We start from the raw sequence: 16557 nt of genomic DNA, 5'->3' as shown, positions 1-16557 counted from the left end.
TATAGTACTCCTTTAAAAAAGCTATTATAGCTATCTGGTAATCTTTGATATTAGTTATAGCTTTTAGCTATAACTAGATATTACCTTTAAGTGTTACGCAATTCGTATTCCTCCATGATAGAATCAAAACATTACAGAAAGACAGTTGTTAAATTGAGGAGGATTTTTCATGTGCAATAATAAATTTCAAATCGTAGGTAGCCTGTTGCGTCCGACGAATTTATTAGAATATAAACATCAAATTGAACATCGTGATGATATCAGTTATCCCTTTTACGAATATTTTCAAGGGTATGAGCAATGTGAATCTGATGCGATTCAGGCTGTAGTCGATAAAGAAATTAGTAATGGTTTGTCCATTCTTACGGATGGAGAATATTCCAAATCTATGTGGCATCTGGATTTTGTCTGGGGCTTCCAAGGGATTAGCCGCTATATAGCGGATCATGGATATTTTTTCAGAGATACCGATGGAACTTCAAAATATGAGACTCGAAAAGATATTGGTTTGCGTATTACAGATGAATTAAGTGGAAAAAACCATCATTTTATTCATGTATATAAAAAACTTCAAGTCCTTGCTGGCGACAGTGAAACAAAGCTGTGCGTACCTTCTCCATCACATATTTTCGGTGAGTTATCATGGTCAGATAACATTGGTGGCAAAGATGCAGTTTATAAGGATAAACAAGAGCTTAGAAACGGTCTTGTTAAGGCTTATAAAGAATTTGTCGAGGAATTTGCTGCTGCTGGAGGAAAAATCCTTCAATTCGATGATTGCTTATGGGAGCTATTCGCAGATGATAACCCGAACTCTCCATATACTGGCGAGAGTATCAATCAAGAGGAAGTACAGGCTCTTGCTACAGAATTTATTGACATTAACAATACAATAATTGATTTCGGTCATAGCTTAGGCTTGAAAATGTGGACTCATAACTGTCGTGGTAACTATGATTCCCGTAATATGGGTGGCGGCTCATATGCCAAAATTTCTAATCTGTTCTTGAAGCAGCTTAAATACGATCGCTTCTTCCTTGAATGGGATGATGAACGTGCAGGCTCACTTGAGGCACTTGCGGTTTTCAAAGAAAAGCCTGAAACGGAAATTGTACTTGGATTGTTGTCTTCTAAAACCAATACGCTTGATGACGAGGCTCGTGTAGTTAGAATGCTTGATGAAGCATCGAAAATTATTGATAAGGATAGATTATTACTCTCTCATCAATGCGGTTTTGCATCCTGTGATGGTGGCAATGAATTAACGGAAGATGAACAGTGGGCGAAAATTAAACAAGGACAACGTATTGCCCAGCAATATTGGGGTAAGTAATAGTAAATTAATTAAAGGGGGAGTAGATTCCCTCCCTCAGACTGTCGAAGGTACTTGTCGACAGTCTTTTTGTGGAATGCAGAATTTACTCAAGAAGGAAAAATAAAAAAGGTTTAAGTAAATTGAACTGAATAGTTTATACTAATAAGACCAATTTACTTCATAGGAGTTGTATAACGAATCATGATAAAGAAAGAAGTCGCGCATATACGCAAGCAGTTTAAGCTGGATCACGATATGATGAATATAAACGACATTCTCAACGTGTATATTATGAAGGATAGTAACGAGGTCTATCATTGGGAGCGCCAGGCGTTTGCTCTGGTGGATCGAGAGAAGCAAGAGCTGCATATGGGGAATTTCAAAAAACTGCTGACCGGCGAATTGGATCAGAAGTTGTTCGAATTGAAATTTCAGGAGGAAGAAGCAGTGGAGCCAACGCGGGTGCTGCTTCACCAAGGTTTGACGACAGGCGATCCTGAAGAATGGAAGGACCTGATGCTGCTGTTGGTGGATAAAATGTTGGTGGATGTTAAGTATGAACAGGATACAGTAGTCACGTTCGTTCGCGGACAGTATTTCCGGCAGACCAAGGGCAGAAATGAAGAAGCCGAAGAGACCGGGAAAGACGAACTGTTCGCGCATCCGTTCATTCTATGCAGCGTGAATACCACGGAGAAGCAAAAGAAAACGCTCTTGTTCGATTATGTCGAGCGGGAATTTAAGTACAATGTCATTGTAGATCCGATTATCAAGTTAAGTACACCGGAGGAAGGATTCTTTTACCCTAGCGTGACTGATAACTATTCGGATGTGAACCGCATTCTGTATTGTACGGCCAAATCGAATTATCCAGATCCGCACTTCATCGGACAGGTTTTAAATGCCGAAAGATCTATGACGGCAATGGAAGAGAGGGCTATTTTCGAAGACATTGTGAAGGAAGTGGCGGGTGAACAACTCGACGTAGCCACTCTCGCACAGGTGTACGAGGAGATCCACCAAGTAATCGAAACCAACAAAGATGAGGAAGAACCTCCGAAGTTGGATTATAAAGATGTGGAACGCGTGCTGACAGTAAGCGGCGTAGAGAACGTGACTCCGGAAAAAGTGGAACTCGCATTCCAAACGATCGTCGACGATCGGAACTATGAAATGAAGGCAAGCAGCGTTATGCCGAAATTCACTTCAAAATCAATTAAAATCGATACCAAGGTAGCCTCGATTTCGGTTAGCCCGCAGGATTTAAAGTATGTAAGACAGGTAAATTATCAAGGGAAACGCTGCATCATGATTGAGATCGACGAAGATGCAGTAATCGAAGGATTTACGCTCAGTACAGAGACATTATAGATTTGTTTGATCGTGCTAAAAATGGAATAAAGACGTGATCAATTTGAGGATTTGGATGAATGGATATTGGGACAAGCCCAGATCCATCAAGCCTTCTCCTCTGTTTTTATATCAAGAGGGTTTAAGTATATTTAGGTATTTATAATATAAACAATAGGAGGATATATGTCCTGGACCAAATTGAAGCAACAAATGGAGAGTTTTCTTTGTCCAGCGTTAAATGGAAGGGTCGAATACCGTTCAACTAGCTACCGTTATTTATCTGATAAAGCAGGAATTTGTTATATTGCGGTAGATAAAAAGAACGTACTTAATATGAGTGATATAACTAACTTAATCAGATGGTATCAGACGGAACTAGAGATTAAGAATGATTCAGATATCCAAATTCCTATCAGCAATGAAGAAATTGAAGCGGTTAGAATAGATACCAATGGGAAAGTTCCGGAGGATCGTCTAAAAGTAATGGCAAGAAGTCGCAAAATATCAGAACATGCCAAGGAGCTTATATCAGCACAGTCAGCATTAAGTAGATCAAACTTTAACGTGGTCGCTACCAAGTATTTATCCACTCCAATAGAGGAAAGTTTAGAGAGCAATGATATTTTATTAAATATTCTGGCTTTGGTGGACAGACGAGTTGGCAAAAAACGAATTCTAAACATGACCGAGAGGATGAAGTTAAAGCATCCAATTGTGCAGTATTTCTATGAACTACGACTTAGTACGTTATGATAATAAATGTCGGGTGAAGTGACGACGGTGGGATCGCTCGTTTCATCATATTCAACGCCTGCGATGCTTAAGTGTGATAGGATAAGGGTACATTTAATTTCCCCGCGGGGGTAAGAAAAGGGTGCATCATGAGAATCATTATTTCGCCTGCTAAGAAGATGAAGAGGGACACGGATTCCTTCGATTGCCGCCAGATGCCGCAATTCATCAGTGAGACGCAGACTCTTCTGGCCTTATTACAAAAGTTGAATTATGAAGAATCCAAATCGTTATGGAAATGCAATGACGCCATCGCCACGCTGAATGTGGAGCGGATTCGGGATATGGATGTCACGCGGAATCTTACACCGGCTATCTTTTCTTATGAGGGTATCCAGTACCAATACATGGCACCTGGGATACTTCAAATGGAGGAGCTGGAATATCTTCAGCAGCATTTACGCATATTGTCCGGATTCTATGGAATCGTCCGACCATTTGACGGAGTTGTTTCGTACAGGCTGGAGATGCAGGCAAAGCTTAGCGGACCTGGTTTCGGCAATATCTACGAGTTATGGAACAGAAAGCTAGCGGATCAGCTATGTTCAGAGAGTGAGATCATTCTGAATCTGGCCTCTAAGGAATACAGCAAGTGCATCTCCCCGTATGTTGGTGGAAACGTTCGAATGATTAGCTGTGTATTCGGACAGGAAATCGGCGGTAAGGTGGTTGAGAGATCGACACTGGTCAAGATGGCCAGAGGTGAAATGGTACGCTTCATGGCCGAGCGGCAAATCACCTCTGTGGAGGATATCAAAGGTTTTGATGGGTTAAATTTAAACTTTGCTGACGAGCTGTCGGATGAGAGTACGTATGTGTTTATACAAAAACAAAATGAATAGAGTAAGTAGAACATGTGATAGATTAGTTTTACTATTTTTAAAATAAGAAAAGCACTAAAAAAGCTCAGGCTGCAAATAGGCCTGAGCTCTTTTGGTGCTTGTTCAATTAAGCTTCCATCTTCTGCGCAGTGTAGAGCCGGTGATAAAGGCCCCGTTGTGCGATAAGCTCATCGTGCGAGCCGCACTCTGCGATGCCTTTATCGGAAACATACATAATGCGGTCGCAGTTTTTTACGGTGGATAGACGGTGTGCAATGATGAATGAGGTCCGTCCCTTCAGCAGTTCGTTCAAACCCTGCTGAAGTAACCGCTCGGTCTTGGCGTCAATCGACGAGGTGGCTTCATCCAGGATGAGAATGCGCGGGTCGGCCAAGAGTGTCCGTGCGAACGAGATAAGCTGACGTTGTCCCTGTGATAGCTTCGAGCCGCGCTCATTGACCTCCGTCTGGTAGCCCTGTTCAAACTCACGGATGAACTCGTCGGCACATACTGTCTTCGCGGCAGCGATGATTTCTTCTTCTGTGGCATCGAGCCGGCCGTAACGAATATTTTCAAGAATCGTACCTGAGAAAATAAAGCTATCCTGCAGCATAATACCCATTTGGCTTCGTAGTGATTTCAGCGTCACCTGCGAGATGTCATGTCCATCAATTAAGATTGTACCATCCGTAATGTTGTAAAAGCGCGAGATCAGGTTCACTATCGTTGTTTTACCTGCGCCCGTCGGACCCACCAGGGCGATGCTTTCTCCCGCCTTAATGTCGAAGGCAAGGTTCTCGAGAATGTTGTTACCCGGATCATATGCAAAGGTAACCTTATCGAAGGTCACATTACCCCGGATAGGTGGTAGTTCCTTCGCATCTGGCACATCACTGACAGTTACCGGTTCATCAAGTGTTTCGAAAATACGCTCGAGATAAGCTACGGCGTTAATGAAGCTATTGTACAGATTCGAGAGATTCAGAATCGGTTGCCAGAAGCGAAAAGCGTAGGCTCCCATCGCGAGAATGACACCAAAGGTCACATCTTTCGGGTTAAGGGCGAGCAATCCTACCAGATAAATTGATGTAGAGACAATGGTAGCCAAGTTGTCGACGCTAAACGGGATTAAGGCGTTATATCGCAGGGCACGCATCCATTCTGTCCGGTAATTGCTAGATAGGCGAGTAAAGATGCCCTCATTGCGTTGCTCCCGGGAGAAGATTTGCGTCACGCGGATACCACTGATACTCTCCTGCAAATAAGCGTTCATATTGGAACTCTTGTTGGATACCGCCTGCCATGCCCGCCGCTGCCGGGTCTTAATCATCAGCATGATGGCGAGGAAGACGGGCAGTCCCGCGAGAATGACGAGCGAGAGCCGAACATCTACGGCAAACATAAAAGCAGCAATAAAGATCAGATTCACAATTTCAAGAATGAAGTTGATAATACCGTTGGATAACACATCCGATACCGAGTTAACATAGTTGACGACCCGGATGAGAATTTTGCCCTGCGGGCGGTCATCGTAATATTTGAACGGTAGTTCCTGTAAATGCTTGAACAGATCCGTACGGATCTCAAAAATAATGTCCTGACCGACGCTCGTCATGATACGCGAGCGGATTGTTGCTAAGTAAACGCTGACTACAATGGTCACCAGCATGAGCGCTGACCATCCTACCAGTGGGAGAGCAGCCTTCGTCGGGATGGTCACGTCGACGACGTGACGCATGATGAGTGGCGCTGACAACGCAATGGCTGCTGACAGTGCGCTCAGCACAAACGCAACAATCATCGGTTTTTTCTGACCCTTGATGTAGACTAACGCACGCCGAAAGTGCCTTATATCAAATGGCGATTCCAGATCTTCATCGATGTCGAATTTATTCCTAGCCATGATCGGTCACCTGCCTTTCAATACCCTCGTTCTGTAGCTTAAACACTTCGTAATAATAACCCCGCTTTGCTAGCAACTGAGCGTGAGTTCCCTCCTCGATGAGACGTCCATCTTCGAGAATGAGGATACGGTCAGCCTCTGCGGTAGTAGATACGCGCTGAGCGATGATGATCTTCGTGCAAGAGTAGTCTAGCTCGCGCAGACTCTTCTGAATATGCTCCTCGGTTTCTAGATCGACGGCGGAGGTCGTGTCGTCCAGAATCAGAATTGGACTGTGAACCGCTAAGGCACGAGCGAGCGCGATACGCTGCTTCTGCCCACCGGACAGGCCAACACCGCGTTCTCCTACAATCGTGTCATATCCTTCAGGCATTTTCATGATAAATTCGTGCGCGGCGGCAAGCCGGGCATATTCTTTCGTTTCCTCTTCAGAAAGTTCAGGGTTGCCATAGGAGATATTGCCATCAATCGTATCTGAGAACAACAGAACATCCTGTGTTGCAATGCCAATATTACCACGGAGCTCGTCGAGCTCAAGTTCACGTACGTCGATGCCGTCGACCAGTACCCGTCCCTGCGACACATCATAGAAACGTGGAATCAGATTGACGAGTGTTGTTTTGCCCGCACCAGTTGAACCCATGATGGCGACGGTTTCACCCGGTTCCACAGTGAAGCTGACATCGTGCAGAACAGTTACTCCGTCGTATTTGAAGCTGATATGGTCAAACTCTATGTGGCCATTATAACGGCGTTTGTCGACAGGATTATGCTCGTTGACGATACTTGGATGCGCGTAATAAACTTCAATAATTTTGGTCAAGCTGGCAAAAAAGCGCTGAATATCGTTGATAATGATACCGATGTTACGCATTGGGTTGGAAATGGCCCAGATCAACGCAGAGAAGGCAGCGAATTCACCAAAAGTGATCCGGCCATTCATGACAAACAGACCACCCACCAGCATTAAGATGACATTGAAGGCTTGCGCAAGAGTCTCTAGGTAAGGAAAGTAATCGAGCCAGACCAGTGCGGCCGTCTTGTTAGCCTTGGCATAGCTAATATTCTTATCCGTGAACTTCTCGACCTCGTACTCCTCGCGTGCGAAAGCCTTGACAACTCGATTGCCCGAGATGTTCTCCTGCGTTGTGGTGTTAAGCTGCGACAGCCGTTCACGCAGGTCAGTATACATAGGGCGTACTCGCTTCGCAAAGATATAAGCGACGATGAAGATCGGGGGTGACAAAATGAGAAGCCACAACGTCAACTGCGCATCGATGGTGAAGAAATAGATGACAGCGGCGATGAAGATCGCGAGCGATTCGATGATCGTCTTGATAATCCATGCCATGGAGTGCCGCACCATGTCCAGATCGCCTGTCATTTTGGTCATGAGGTCTCCGGTGCGGTTATGGTCGTAATAATGCATATCCTGACCCTGAATCTTGTTGTACAGATGAATGCGGACGCGATAGAGCATGTTCTGGGAGGAACGCTCGTACATCATCGTTGTGAGATAGGCTAGCCCCGTACGTAGTAAGGTAAAGCCTATCATGGCCATGCAGAGCGTAATCAGCAGTCCACGCTCTTGTGTTAAATTGTGCACCCCGTTATCGTTGGCTATGAACGTATCGACAATGCGTTGACCTATGTAGGGATTCACGATCATGAGCGCGGAGCCCACCACCGAGAGGAAAAGCGCCAGAATATACCGCGTTCTGTCACCCTGCAGGTTTTGCCATAGCCATTTCAGTTCGAACATTTGATCACCTGATTTCTGTTTGTTAGTACACTCTTGTTGAAAAAAAGTTTTCTACATATTCAACAAATTAAAGTGATTATACCACTTTAATGGGCAATGTGAAGTAATATTTTTCCTTCATTCCGGAACTCATTTGGTTGTTTGACCGATTTCCTTTTTAAATAACATGGAGAAGTATTTATCATTGTTATCACCAACTCGGGAGGCGACTTCATGGACTGGAGAATTACTTTCGGCTAAGAGTCGCCTAGATCTTTTTTGAACAAGTGGGATAGGTAATGCTGGCTAACATAAAGGGTGTCGTTACTTAGATGGCATAGCATACCTTCCTCAGCATAAACATGTAATGAGGAGGGTGAATAAAGTGGACAAGAAAGTAAAGCGATACTATCAACTGAAGCAGAAGCACAAAGAGATAGAGCAAGAACTCGCGGTACTGCGGAGTGAGATCATGAATTATTGTGTTGAACAGGACGTTTCTGATCTTGAGTTCGGGATTTATAAAGTGAAGATTGTCCGCCAAGAGCGGAAGGAATACGATGATAAGAAGCTTTACGAATCATTGCCTGATCCAGAAGTGTGGCGTATGCTCTCCAAGCCAGACACCTCCAAAATCGCGAGCTTGATCAAACTGAATGTCATCTCGGAAGACAGCATTAGAGATACATTTTCAGTTAAGAACATAACTCTGCTTCAAGTGGATAAAAAGTGACCAATTCCCACCAAGCGGGGCGAAATGAAAATGAACCCTTTAAGCAAAGACGGACTGCCGAGTAATCGCGGTTCGTCTTTTTGTGTGCAATACTCTTCACAGCACATCCTTGTATGGAGTGGTATAATGTGACGAAGTAGTTCGCCGATGAATGATGTCTTTAGACAGAATACAACCAAAGAAGTGATGAGTAATGAATAGTATAGGGTCCAATATACAAAAAAGAACAGTCTTTTTGTTGAATAAATATTTTACAGGGGATTCGATTGATTATAAACAAATTATCGCTATCGTTATTCCCATATTTGTGGATCAAGCGTTTATTATATTGATGGGTCTACTGAATACTGCGATGATAAGCTCCTCGGGGGTTGCTGCTGTCAGTGCGGTGAGTATGGTAGATTCGCTGAATATTTTCTTGATTAATGTGTTTGTCGCTGTAGCGACAGGTGGTACAGTTATTGTTGCGCAATATAAAGGTAGTGGGAATAAAGAGATGGTATCCAAAGCGGCTTCACAAGCCATATCTGCGGTGACGATACTGTCTATACTGATCAGTGCGTTCGTTATCTTGTTTCACGCACCTACCTTAAATTTGTTATTTGGTAATGCTGAGGCAGAAGTGTTCCGCAATGCAAAGATTTTCCTCATCGGAAGTTGTATCTCGTATCCATTCATGGCGATATTTCAGGCGGTGAATGGCGTACTTCGGGGTATCGCAGAGACCAAGGTATGTCTGGGCTTATCGTTAATTATGAATATCACTTACTTATGTTTAAATATCTTATTTATTGTAGTTTTTGATATGGGCGTCATCGGATTAGTGATCTCTATGATTCTAGCGAGAGTATTGGGAATGGTTAGTTCGTTAATCTATTTGTTAAAATATAATCAGACGCTACGCTTCAAAATAAGAAACGCGCTACGGCTTAACTTTTCAATTCTAAAGAAAATTATGTACATCGGTATTCCATTTGCTGCAGAACAGATGTTTTTCAATGGTGGTAAACTATTAACGCAGACGTTCATTGTGCAATTGGGGACGCTAGCGATGACGGTGAATGCGATCAGTGGATCCATATCGCTGTTATTTCAAATTGGCGGAACGGCCCTGAGCATTTCGATTGTAACGGTTGTCGGGCAATGTATTGGGCGAAAAAACGTGCAGGATGCAAGGAAGTTTATTAAATCCTTTATCGGATTGTCTACGGTATTCTTCGTGGCCGTAACGCTCATTATTCTGCCATTATTCCCATTGATCGTTAGATTGTTCTCTCCGCCGGAAGAGATTATTCCTGCGATATTCGCACTTATTGTATTAATGTCGATTGCACAACCTATATTATGGTCATTCAGCTTTGTTATGCCTTCAGCATTACGTGCAGCAGGGGATTCAAAGTTTACGTCGATTACTTCTTTGCTATCGATGTGGTTGTTCCGCGTGATACTAGGTTATTTTTTAGGAATTACACTTGGTTTCGGTATTATGGGTGTATGGGTGGCGATGGTTTCCGAATGGGGCATTCGTGGAATGATCTTTGCATGGCGCTTTAAGGGCGATAAGTGGTATGCCCATAAGTTGATTTAAAATAGATAGGGGTTCTTTACGTAAATGATGACAAACAAAAGGGAATATAATGATAACGGAACATTTCTTCATATGGGAAAAGAATATGCTCTTCATGAATTAATAGAAACTGGTGATTTAGATGAAGAGGAACTCAAAAGGAATCTGAAGAAGTTCTATTTCTCCAGCTGCAAGAAAATTGTAGGGGAACGAATCAAAATATATCAAGTAAAACTGGGAGTCAAGCCTAAAACGGTTGAGATTGTGGAGTCTAGAACGAAGTGGGGGAGTTGCAGTTCGAGTAAAAAGCTAACTTTCAATTATCTTCTTGCGATGGCACCCATTGAAGTAATAGATTATGTCGTTATCCATGAGCTATGCCATCTTCTCCATATGAATCATGATAGATCATTCTGGCGACGTCTTGGAAGTGTTATGCCGGATTACAAGAAGAAGGAAGAGTTTCTAGCGCAGTACGGGCATTCTATGACATTTTAAGAATGACCCTGTGTATCTAGCTAAAAGTAAATGAGATAGAGAATAAAATAAAGTCGAAATTCCATTCAAAATTGAATGGAATTTCGACTTTATTTATGTTCATTAAACTTAGTAAATTAATATCATAAATTTTTCAGTATCCTCGATATAATTGTAATGAAAGTAGATGTATTTATCCTAGTATAGTAAAAATGTCACCCTTGTTATAGAGTCGCAAAAATTAGCTAAAGAGAAATTCCGGTGGATTTAGTGAACCTGTTGGGTATAGTTTGACGGCAGGTATCTAATAAGTTACTCTTATACACGCTAGAACTAGCAAAAGGAGATAGAAAATGCCTACAATTACTGCAAAACCATTTGATCAAGAAATGCAATCGATATTAAGTGAATTGAAGTCGGGATATCATGCAGGGGAATTGAGTAAGAAGCAAACCGCGGATATACCTGAAGAACTATACGTCATTGAAGCTAACGATCTTATGGTCGGCTATGGCGTCATTTGGGAATACAATAATGGGAAACAGTTAATTCAAAAGGCGGAACAAGATTATTTCCGTGAAGATGAAAGATATTTAGAAAAGGACTTCTATATTGATATTAAAAATAAAACAGATTTTATTTTTATAGAAGCGCTAGATGTTCTCAAGGAATTTGAACGTAAGGGTTATGCAGCATTTTTCATAAACTGGCTTAAAGTGAAGTATCCTAACAAAAAAATATACGTATATACTTTAGATAAATCCCGGAACTTCTGGTTCAAACAAGGCTTTGAGGTGGTGGGGAGTACGATGTGGATGACATATTATTAAGTCAATATAAGCGGTGTAAATAGCAATCATGTTGTTGTGGATAAGAAAAAAGATGTTGTGAACGAATAAAGTACATAACATGGAGTAGAAGTTTTCGAGGAGGTAAATGTATATGTCATTATCAACTGTATTACCGATATGGCAAGCGGTTCAAGGACGGTTTCATATGCGGGACAGATATTGCTCATTCAGAAAAATGCAGGAAGTCAGTAAGACGCTAATCGACATTTAGTGACAAACTTCATTGGCGGGAAGTAACCAACTAAGATAGTCTTAGATAGACGATAAAAAAATAGAATACACATCATCATAATAAATGAGAAGTAGGGAACGTAAATGGCGTCCCTGCTTCTTTTTCTTTGGAGGAATTAAAGATGATTAAGATTATGGCTGACTCAACTTGTGATTTGACGGAAGAAATCATTGAGAAATATAACATTGGTATTGCACCATTAACGATAAGGATACAGGGGAAAGAATACAGAGATAAAATAGATATTAAAGCAGATGATTTCTATGCTATCCTCGGTAATCTTGAAGAAGACCCCACGACATCGATGCCAAATCCATCAGAATATTTGAAAATAATGAGAGATGCCATAGAAGAAGGGCATACAACGATACTATGTATTTGTATGTCAAGTGGTACAAGTGGATCTTATCAATCCGCTGTCATTGCTAAAGATATCTTCTTCGATGAACATCCCGACTCATCAATACTAATTCATGTAGTGGATTCCAAATCGATGAGCCAAGGTAGTGGATGGTTAATCTTGAAATCTGCTATGTTGAGAGAGAAAGGATTTAGCTTTGAAGAATTAATAGATTTTAATGAAGCTTATAAAAAAAATGTGAAACATTTCCTCTGTGTGGATGACCTAAATCATTTGATTAAAAGTGGCAGGCTTACAAATGCTAGTGCCTTAATAGGTAGGATACTAAAGATCAAGCCAATCATGTCTATGAGAAATGGAAAAGGCGCTATAGTAGCTAAAGAAAGAGGATTAAAAGCAGTATTAAATCATTATGTGAAAGAGTTCACCCATAGGATCGATTGGGAAGTCACGGATTTCATCATCATAGGTTATACTTCTGAAAGAACGATTGCCGAGAAGTTAATGGACAAGATTAGAGAAGAAACAGAATATTTAGGGGAAATATTGTTGATGCAAATGGGGGTAGCCGTAGGAACTCATGTAGGATTAGGCGCAGTATCTATGTTCTTTATTGAGAAGGGACATAAGAGAGATGGTTTGTTCATCAATGAATTTATGAATAAAATAAGAAATAGATAATATGCGGTGACCACCTATCAATAGTGACAGGTGGTCACTGTTTTTTGTTTTTTTTTCAAATAATATAAATAACGAGATAGGGACGGAGCTTTTATAGTGCGTGAAGAGAAGCCAACGATGAGTGTCAGGGATAAATATGTCTACTGATTTCAGCATCAAATCTCTTCCATTGATTATATTTGATCTATTTTACGTTCATTTTATTAGAGAAATGTCTCCCTTGGGGCATATTGCTCTTGTTAGAAATAGATCATAAAATCGTCTTAACAACAAGAATATACGTACCCAGAAACATGCATAAGTATCACTACAAAACCATTATTTAAGGGGGATTTAAATTGAAAAGATCATCGCTAGTTCTTCTAAGTATGTTCTTAGTATTCACCATGTTCTTAGCAGCTTGTGGCGGGGGAGAAGTTAAAAATACTCCAATAAATGAAAGCGTTAAAACGGAAGAAGTTAAACCAGATGAGCCTAAAAAAGAGGAACCCAAAAAAGACGTATCATTACGCGTATTTTCAACATTCGGTGGGACAGATGCAGCTCGTGAATCTTTCCAAGCAGCTTTAGATGAATTCACGGCAAACAATCCTAACATTACTATTGAGAATGATACTATGTCAGCAAATGACGACGGTTTCAGAACAAAAGTTAATACGGATATGACGACTGGGAATGAGCCTGACTTATTGTTCTACTTCGTTGGTGCTGATGCTCAAGGATTCATAGATGCCGGTAAAGTCGTTCCTATGAATGAAATCTTGGATGCGGATGCTGAATGGAAAGCTGGCTTCACTCCAAGTGCTCTTGAGAACACAAGGCAAGCTGATGGCAACATCTATGGCATTCCATTGACTGGTTTCTACGAAGGTCTGTTCGTAAATAAACAGTTATTTGCAGACAACGACCTTGAACTTCCTACAGATTGGGACAAAATGAAAAAAGCAGTTGAAACGTTCGCTGCAAAAGGCATCATTCCATTGGCTGCTCCATTCGACCAATCCCACTATGTAGTTGAGCACTTCATCCTTTCAGCAGCTGGCCCAGCAAGCCAAGCTAAAGGATTGTCGGGCGACATCGATCCTAACTGGGAGAAAGGTTATGCTGCTATGAAGGAACTTTATGATCTTGGCGCATTCCCTAAAGATGCTGCAACGATCGATCTTGGTATGGCATCCAACTACTATGGTGAAGGTAAAGCGGCAATGATTCTTGAAGGATCATGGGCATTTGGTGGATTCACAGATCAAGGAGTTAAAGACAATACAACGGTCATTCCTTTCCCAGTAGTTCCTGGTGGCGTTGGTAGCGGAAATGATGTTGTCGGTGGTTTCGGATCAGGATTCTACCTGGCTCAATCAACGTTTGACAATGCAGATAAGAAAGATGTTGCTATTGAATTGTTGAAACACATGACTTCAACATCCGTTATTCAAAAGATTGCTACTGCTAACGGTGGTACTCCTGCTGCTAGCGTTGAAATTACAGGTTTGGCACAAGCTCAAATTGATGGTTTCGCAATGGCTGCAAACTCAGCTTCAATCAATAATCCAGTGGATAGCAGAATTTCTCCTGAGACATTCTCTACACTTCGCGCTGGAGTTCAACAAGTCGTCACGGGTAAGAAATCACCAACTGATGCTCTTAAAGAAGCGAAGACTATTGAGGACGCGAACCAAAAGTAATGGAATTATTGTAACCACGGTCTAATCTTATATGATCTACGCCGCCCCTCATCTTAAGGCGGCGTAATCTTGTAACAATAAATGAAGAAAATAAACATCAAAGGTGATAACTATGAAGGGTGATAAAAAGTATATCTTGATATTTTTGTTCCCTATGGCAGCATTTATGTCGATCTTCCTGTATTATCCGTTTTTAAAAAGTTTATATCTTAGCTTTTATCGTACAAGAGGATTCTTCGACAAGAAATTTGTTGGTTGGGATAACTATGACCGGTTAATATCGGATAAGCTGCTAGGTGCTGCAACATTACACACATTAGAAATAATGCTATACGTCATTATTTTTCAAGTTGGTATCGCCTTATTACTTGCGGTAATGGTTGATAATATTAGTAAGTTCCAGGGCTTTTTCCGTACCGTTTTTTTCTTTCCAGTCGTTATTTCTGGAACAGCAATTTCATTGATGTTCGTTCTATTCTATAACTATAATTTCGGTCTGTTGAACAATATTCTTGCTAACTTTGGAATAGAGCAAATCCTTTGGTTGAGTGAGAGTAATGCTTTGAAGGCAGTCTCCGTTCCGACAGTATGGCACTATGTAGGTTTTTATTTTGTCTTATTCTTAACAGCAATGGCGAAGATACCAGCCGATTATTATGAAGCGGCTAAGCTAGAAGGGATTACTGGTTTCAAGAAAACGACGAAGCTTACAATTCCTTTGATTATGAATGACATTAAGGTTGTTATTACGTTAGCGATCACCGGTACCATAAAAGTATTCGAGTTCGTATGGGTCATTTCAAGAGGTCAGAACGGTACAGAAGTATTAGGAACTTATATGTATAAAAAAGCGATGGTCGATCAAAACTTCGGATACGGCTCAACGATTGCTATTTATATGGTTGTTGTCGGTGTTATTTTAGCTTTACTTGCTAACCGTTTGTTAAAAAGCGATGAAATCACATACTAAGCCATTATTAGGGGTGTAATTGATGCAACCAGCCATTAACAAAGAACATAAAACTCGGCAAGTTAAAAGAACAAGTCGATTTAGTTTAGGAACTACTCTCATGTATGTTATGTTGATTGCATGGTCCTTAACGACGATATATCCGTTATTCTGGATTGTTAATAACTCATTTAAAGTATCCAGAGATGTTATGAATAAGTCGTTTGCACTAGCTTTGGATCCAGTGTTTGTCAACTATATGACTGCATTTGATCGAATTAATATAGGAAAGAGTTACGTGAACAGTTTGATCATGTCAGGTGGCACGGTATTATTCGTGTTATTTTTTGGTGGATTAGCCGCGTATGTATTGTCCAGGTTTACCTTTAAAGGAAAGAAAGCACTATACTCGCTTCTATATGCAACACTGCTTATACCTGCATTCGCGACTGTCGTTCCTGTATACGAGATTCTCATCAAATCGAGTTTAGTGAATACGTATTGGGGATTGATTTTACCACAAACGGCAGGTAACTTAACGTTTGCTACACTAGTTATTGCCGGTTATATGACGACAATTGCCAAAGAATTAGAAGAAGCAGCGTTTATGGACGGATGTAATAGATGGCAGATGTTTGTCAAAATATTTTTTCCAGTATCCAGACCAGCGTTTGCATCTGTAAGTATTTTTGTGTTTCTGTGGTCGTATAATGATTTGTTCTCTGCATTGATATTTGTTAATAAAGAGAATGTTCGTCCTATTGTAGCGTTGTTAAATGAAATTAGTTCGCAGTACGGAACCGACTTCGGACTGATGGCAACCGCTGTCGCTCTTACCGTTATCCCTGTATTAATTATATATCTGTTCATTTCGAAGTATATTGAAAAGGGATTGACTGAGGGCGCTGTAAAAGGCTAAGAAAGACCTGGTTTACAACCACAAAAGAGAGTGTCCTTCAAACCATAAAAGTGGCTTAGGGCACTTTTTTTACGCTTGGGAGCACACAGCACATCAACTACTAGAAGGAGTTATTGAAATCTCAAGAAGCAAATGAAAACGCTAGCTTTTTCGTATAAATCTCTCTAAGATAAAGGA

The 16557-nt window shown here is 41.2% G+C and carries 13 protein-coding genes and 1 pseudogene; 12 read left to right on the top strand and 2 right to left on the bottom strand.

Translation table 11 applies throughout. From position 1 onward, the window contains the following. The first annotated feature begins 169 nt into the window (after positions 1 to 169). The 4 genes from AC1TO9_RS19970 to yaaA all read left to right on the top strand — a co-directional run bounded on the left by AC1TO9_RS19970 (position 170) and on the right by yaaA (position 4302). Positions 170 to 1333, top strand: a complete 1164-nt coding sequence (locus AC1TO9_RS19970; protein ID WP_482057002.1) for a cobalamin-independent methionine synthase II family protein — start codon at positions 170 to 172, stop codon at positions 1331 to 1333. 183 nt (positions 1334 to 1516) lie between these two features. Next, positions 1517 to 2686 (top strand): DUF4317 domain-containing protein, encoded by a 1170-nt coding sequence (locus AC1TO9_RS19965; RefSeq protein ID WP_482060283.1) that lies wholly within the window; start codon positions 1517 to 1519, stop codon positions 2684 to 2686. A 165-nt stretch (positions 2687 to 2851) separates the two neighbouring features. Next, the gene (locus tag AC1TO9_RS19960; RefSeq protein WP_482060282.1) at positions 2852 to 3421 is read left to right on the top strand and encodes an SF0329 family protein; all 570 of its coding nucleotides are present in this window, start codon (positions 2852 to 2854) and stop codon (positions 3419 to 3421) included. A gap of 128 nt (positions 3422 to 3549) precedes the next feature. Next, positions 3550 to 4302, top strand: a complete 753-nt coding sequence (gene yaaA, locus AC1TO9_RS19955) for a peroxide stress protein YaaA (RefSeq protein WP_482056999.1) — start codon at positions 3550 to 3552, stop codon at positions 4300 to 4302. Positions 4303 to 4408: 106 nt separating this feature from the next. Here the strand turns inward: yaaA and AC1TO9_RS19950 are convergent, their stop codons facing one another. Both AC1TO9_RS19950 and AC1TO9_RS19945 read right to left on the bottom strand, forming a co-directional pair. After that, a complete protein-coding gene (locus tag AC1TO9_RS19950; protein WP_482060281.1) occupies positions 4409 to 6184 on the bottom strand; it encodes an ABC transporter ATP-binding protein in 1776 nt (591 codons plus the stop codon). Beyond that, on the bottom strand, positions 6177 to 7946 hold the full coding sequence (locus tag AC1TO9_RS19945) for an ABC transporter ATP-binding protein (protein WP_482060280.1): 1770 nt from the start codon (positions 7944 to 7946) through the stop codon (positions 6177 to 6179). The genes AC1TO9_RS19950 and AC1TO9_RS19945 overlap by 8 nt, the downstream gene beginning before the upstream one ends. A gap of 346 nt (positions 7947 to 8292) precedes the next feature. Between AC1TO9_RS19945 and AC1TO9_RS19940 the strand changes: the two genes are divergently transcribed. The 8 genes and pseudogenes from AC1TO9_RS19940 (at position 8293) to AC1TO9_RS19905 (ending at position 16380) form a co-directional block, all read left to right on the top strand. Then, complete coding sequence (locus AC1TO9_RS19940) at positions 8293 to 8658, top strand: hypothetical protein (protein ID WP_482056996.1); 366 nt, start codon at positions 8293 to 8295, stop codon at positions 8656 to 8658. A gap of 193 nt (positions 8659 to 8851) precedes the next feature. Continuing rightward, positions 8852 to 10246: an MATE family efflux transporter gene (locus AC1TO9_RS19935; RefSeq protein WP_482056995.1), complete on the top strand. Its 1395-nt coding sequence runs from the start codon at positions 8852 to 8854 to the stop codon at positions 10244 to 10246. 39 nt (positions 10247 to 10285) lie between these two features. Continuing rightward, positions 10286 to 10723 (top strand): annotated as a pseudogene (locus AC1TO9_RS19930) (M48 family metallopeptidase); the annotation flags it as partial. A 332-nt stretch (positions 10724 to 11055) separates the two neighbouring features. Further along, positions 11056 to 11532: a GNAT family N-acetyltransferase gene (locus tag AC1TO9_RS19925; protein ID WP_482056994.1), complete on the top strand. Its 477-nt coding sequence runs from the start codon at positions 11056 to 11058 to the stop codon at positions 11530 to 11532. A gap of 374 nt (positions 11533 to 11906) precedes the next feature. After that, positions 11907 to 12827, top strand: a complete 921-nt coding sequence (locus AC1TO9_RS19920; RefSeq protein ID WP_482056993.1) for a DegV family protein — start codon at positions 11907 to 11909, stop codon at positions 12825 to 12827. Positions 12828 to 13165: 338 nt separating this feature from the next. After that, a complete protein-coding gene (locus AC1TO9_RS19915; RefSeq protein ID WP_482060279.1) occupies positions 13166 to 14512 on the top strand; it encodes an ABC transporter substrate-binding protein in 1347 nt (448 codons plus the stop codon). Positions 14513 to 14666: 154 nt separating this feature from the next. After that, positions 14667 to 15482: a carbohydrate ABC transporter permease gene (locus AC1TO9_RS19910; RefSeq protein WP_482060278.1), complete on the top strand. Its 816-nt coding sequence runs from the start codon at positions 14667 to 14669 to the stop codon at positions 15480 to 15482. Between the two features lie 22 nt (positions 15483 to 15504). Continuing rightward, positions 15505 to 16380 carry a carbohydrate ABC transporter permease gene (locus AC1TO9_RS19905; RefSeq protein WP_482060277.1) on the top strand — a complete coding sequence of 292 codons (876 nt, stop codon included), beginning with the start codon at positions 15505 to 15507 and terminating at the stop codon, positions 16378 to 16380. The last annotated feature ends 177 nt before the right edge of the window (positions 16381 to 16557 follow it).

The organism is Paenibacillus sp. Y916 (assembly GCF_056786435.1).
The sequence above is the reverse complement of the archived record's forward strand: the minus strand, read 5'-3'. Positions and strand labels throughout refer to the sequence as shown.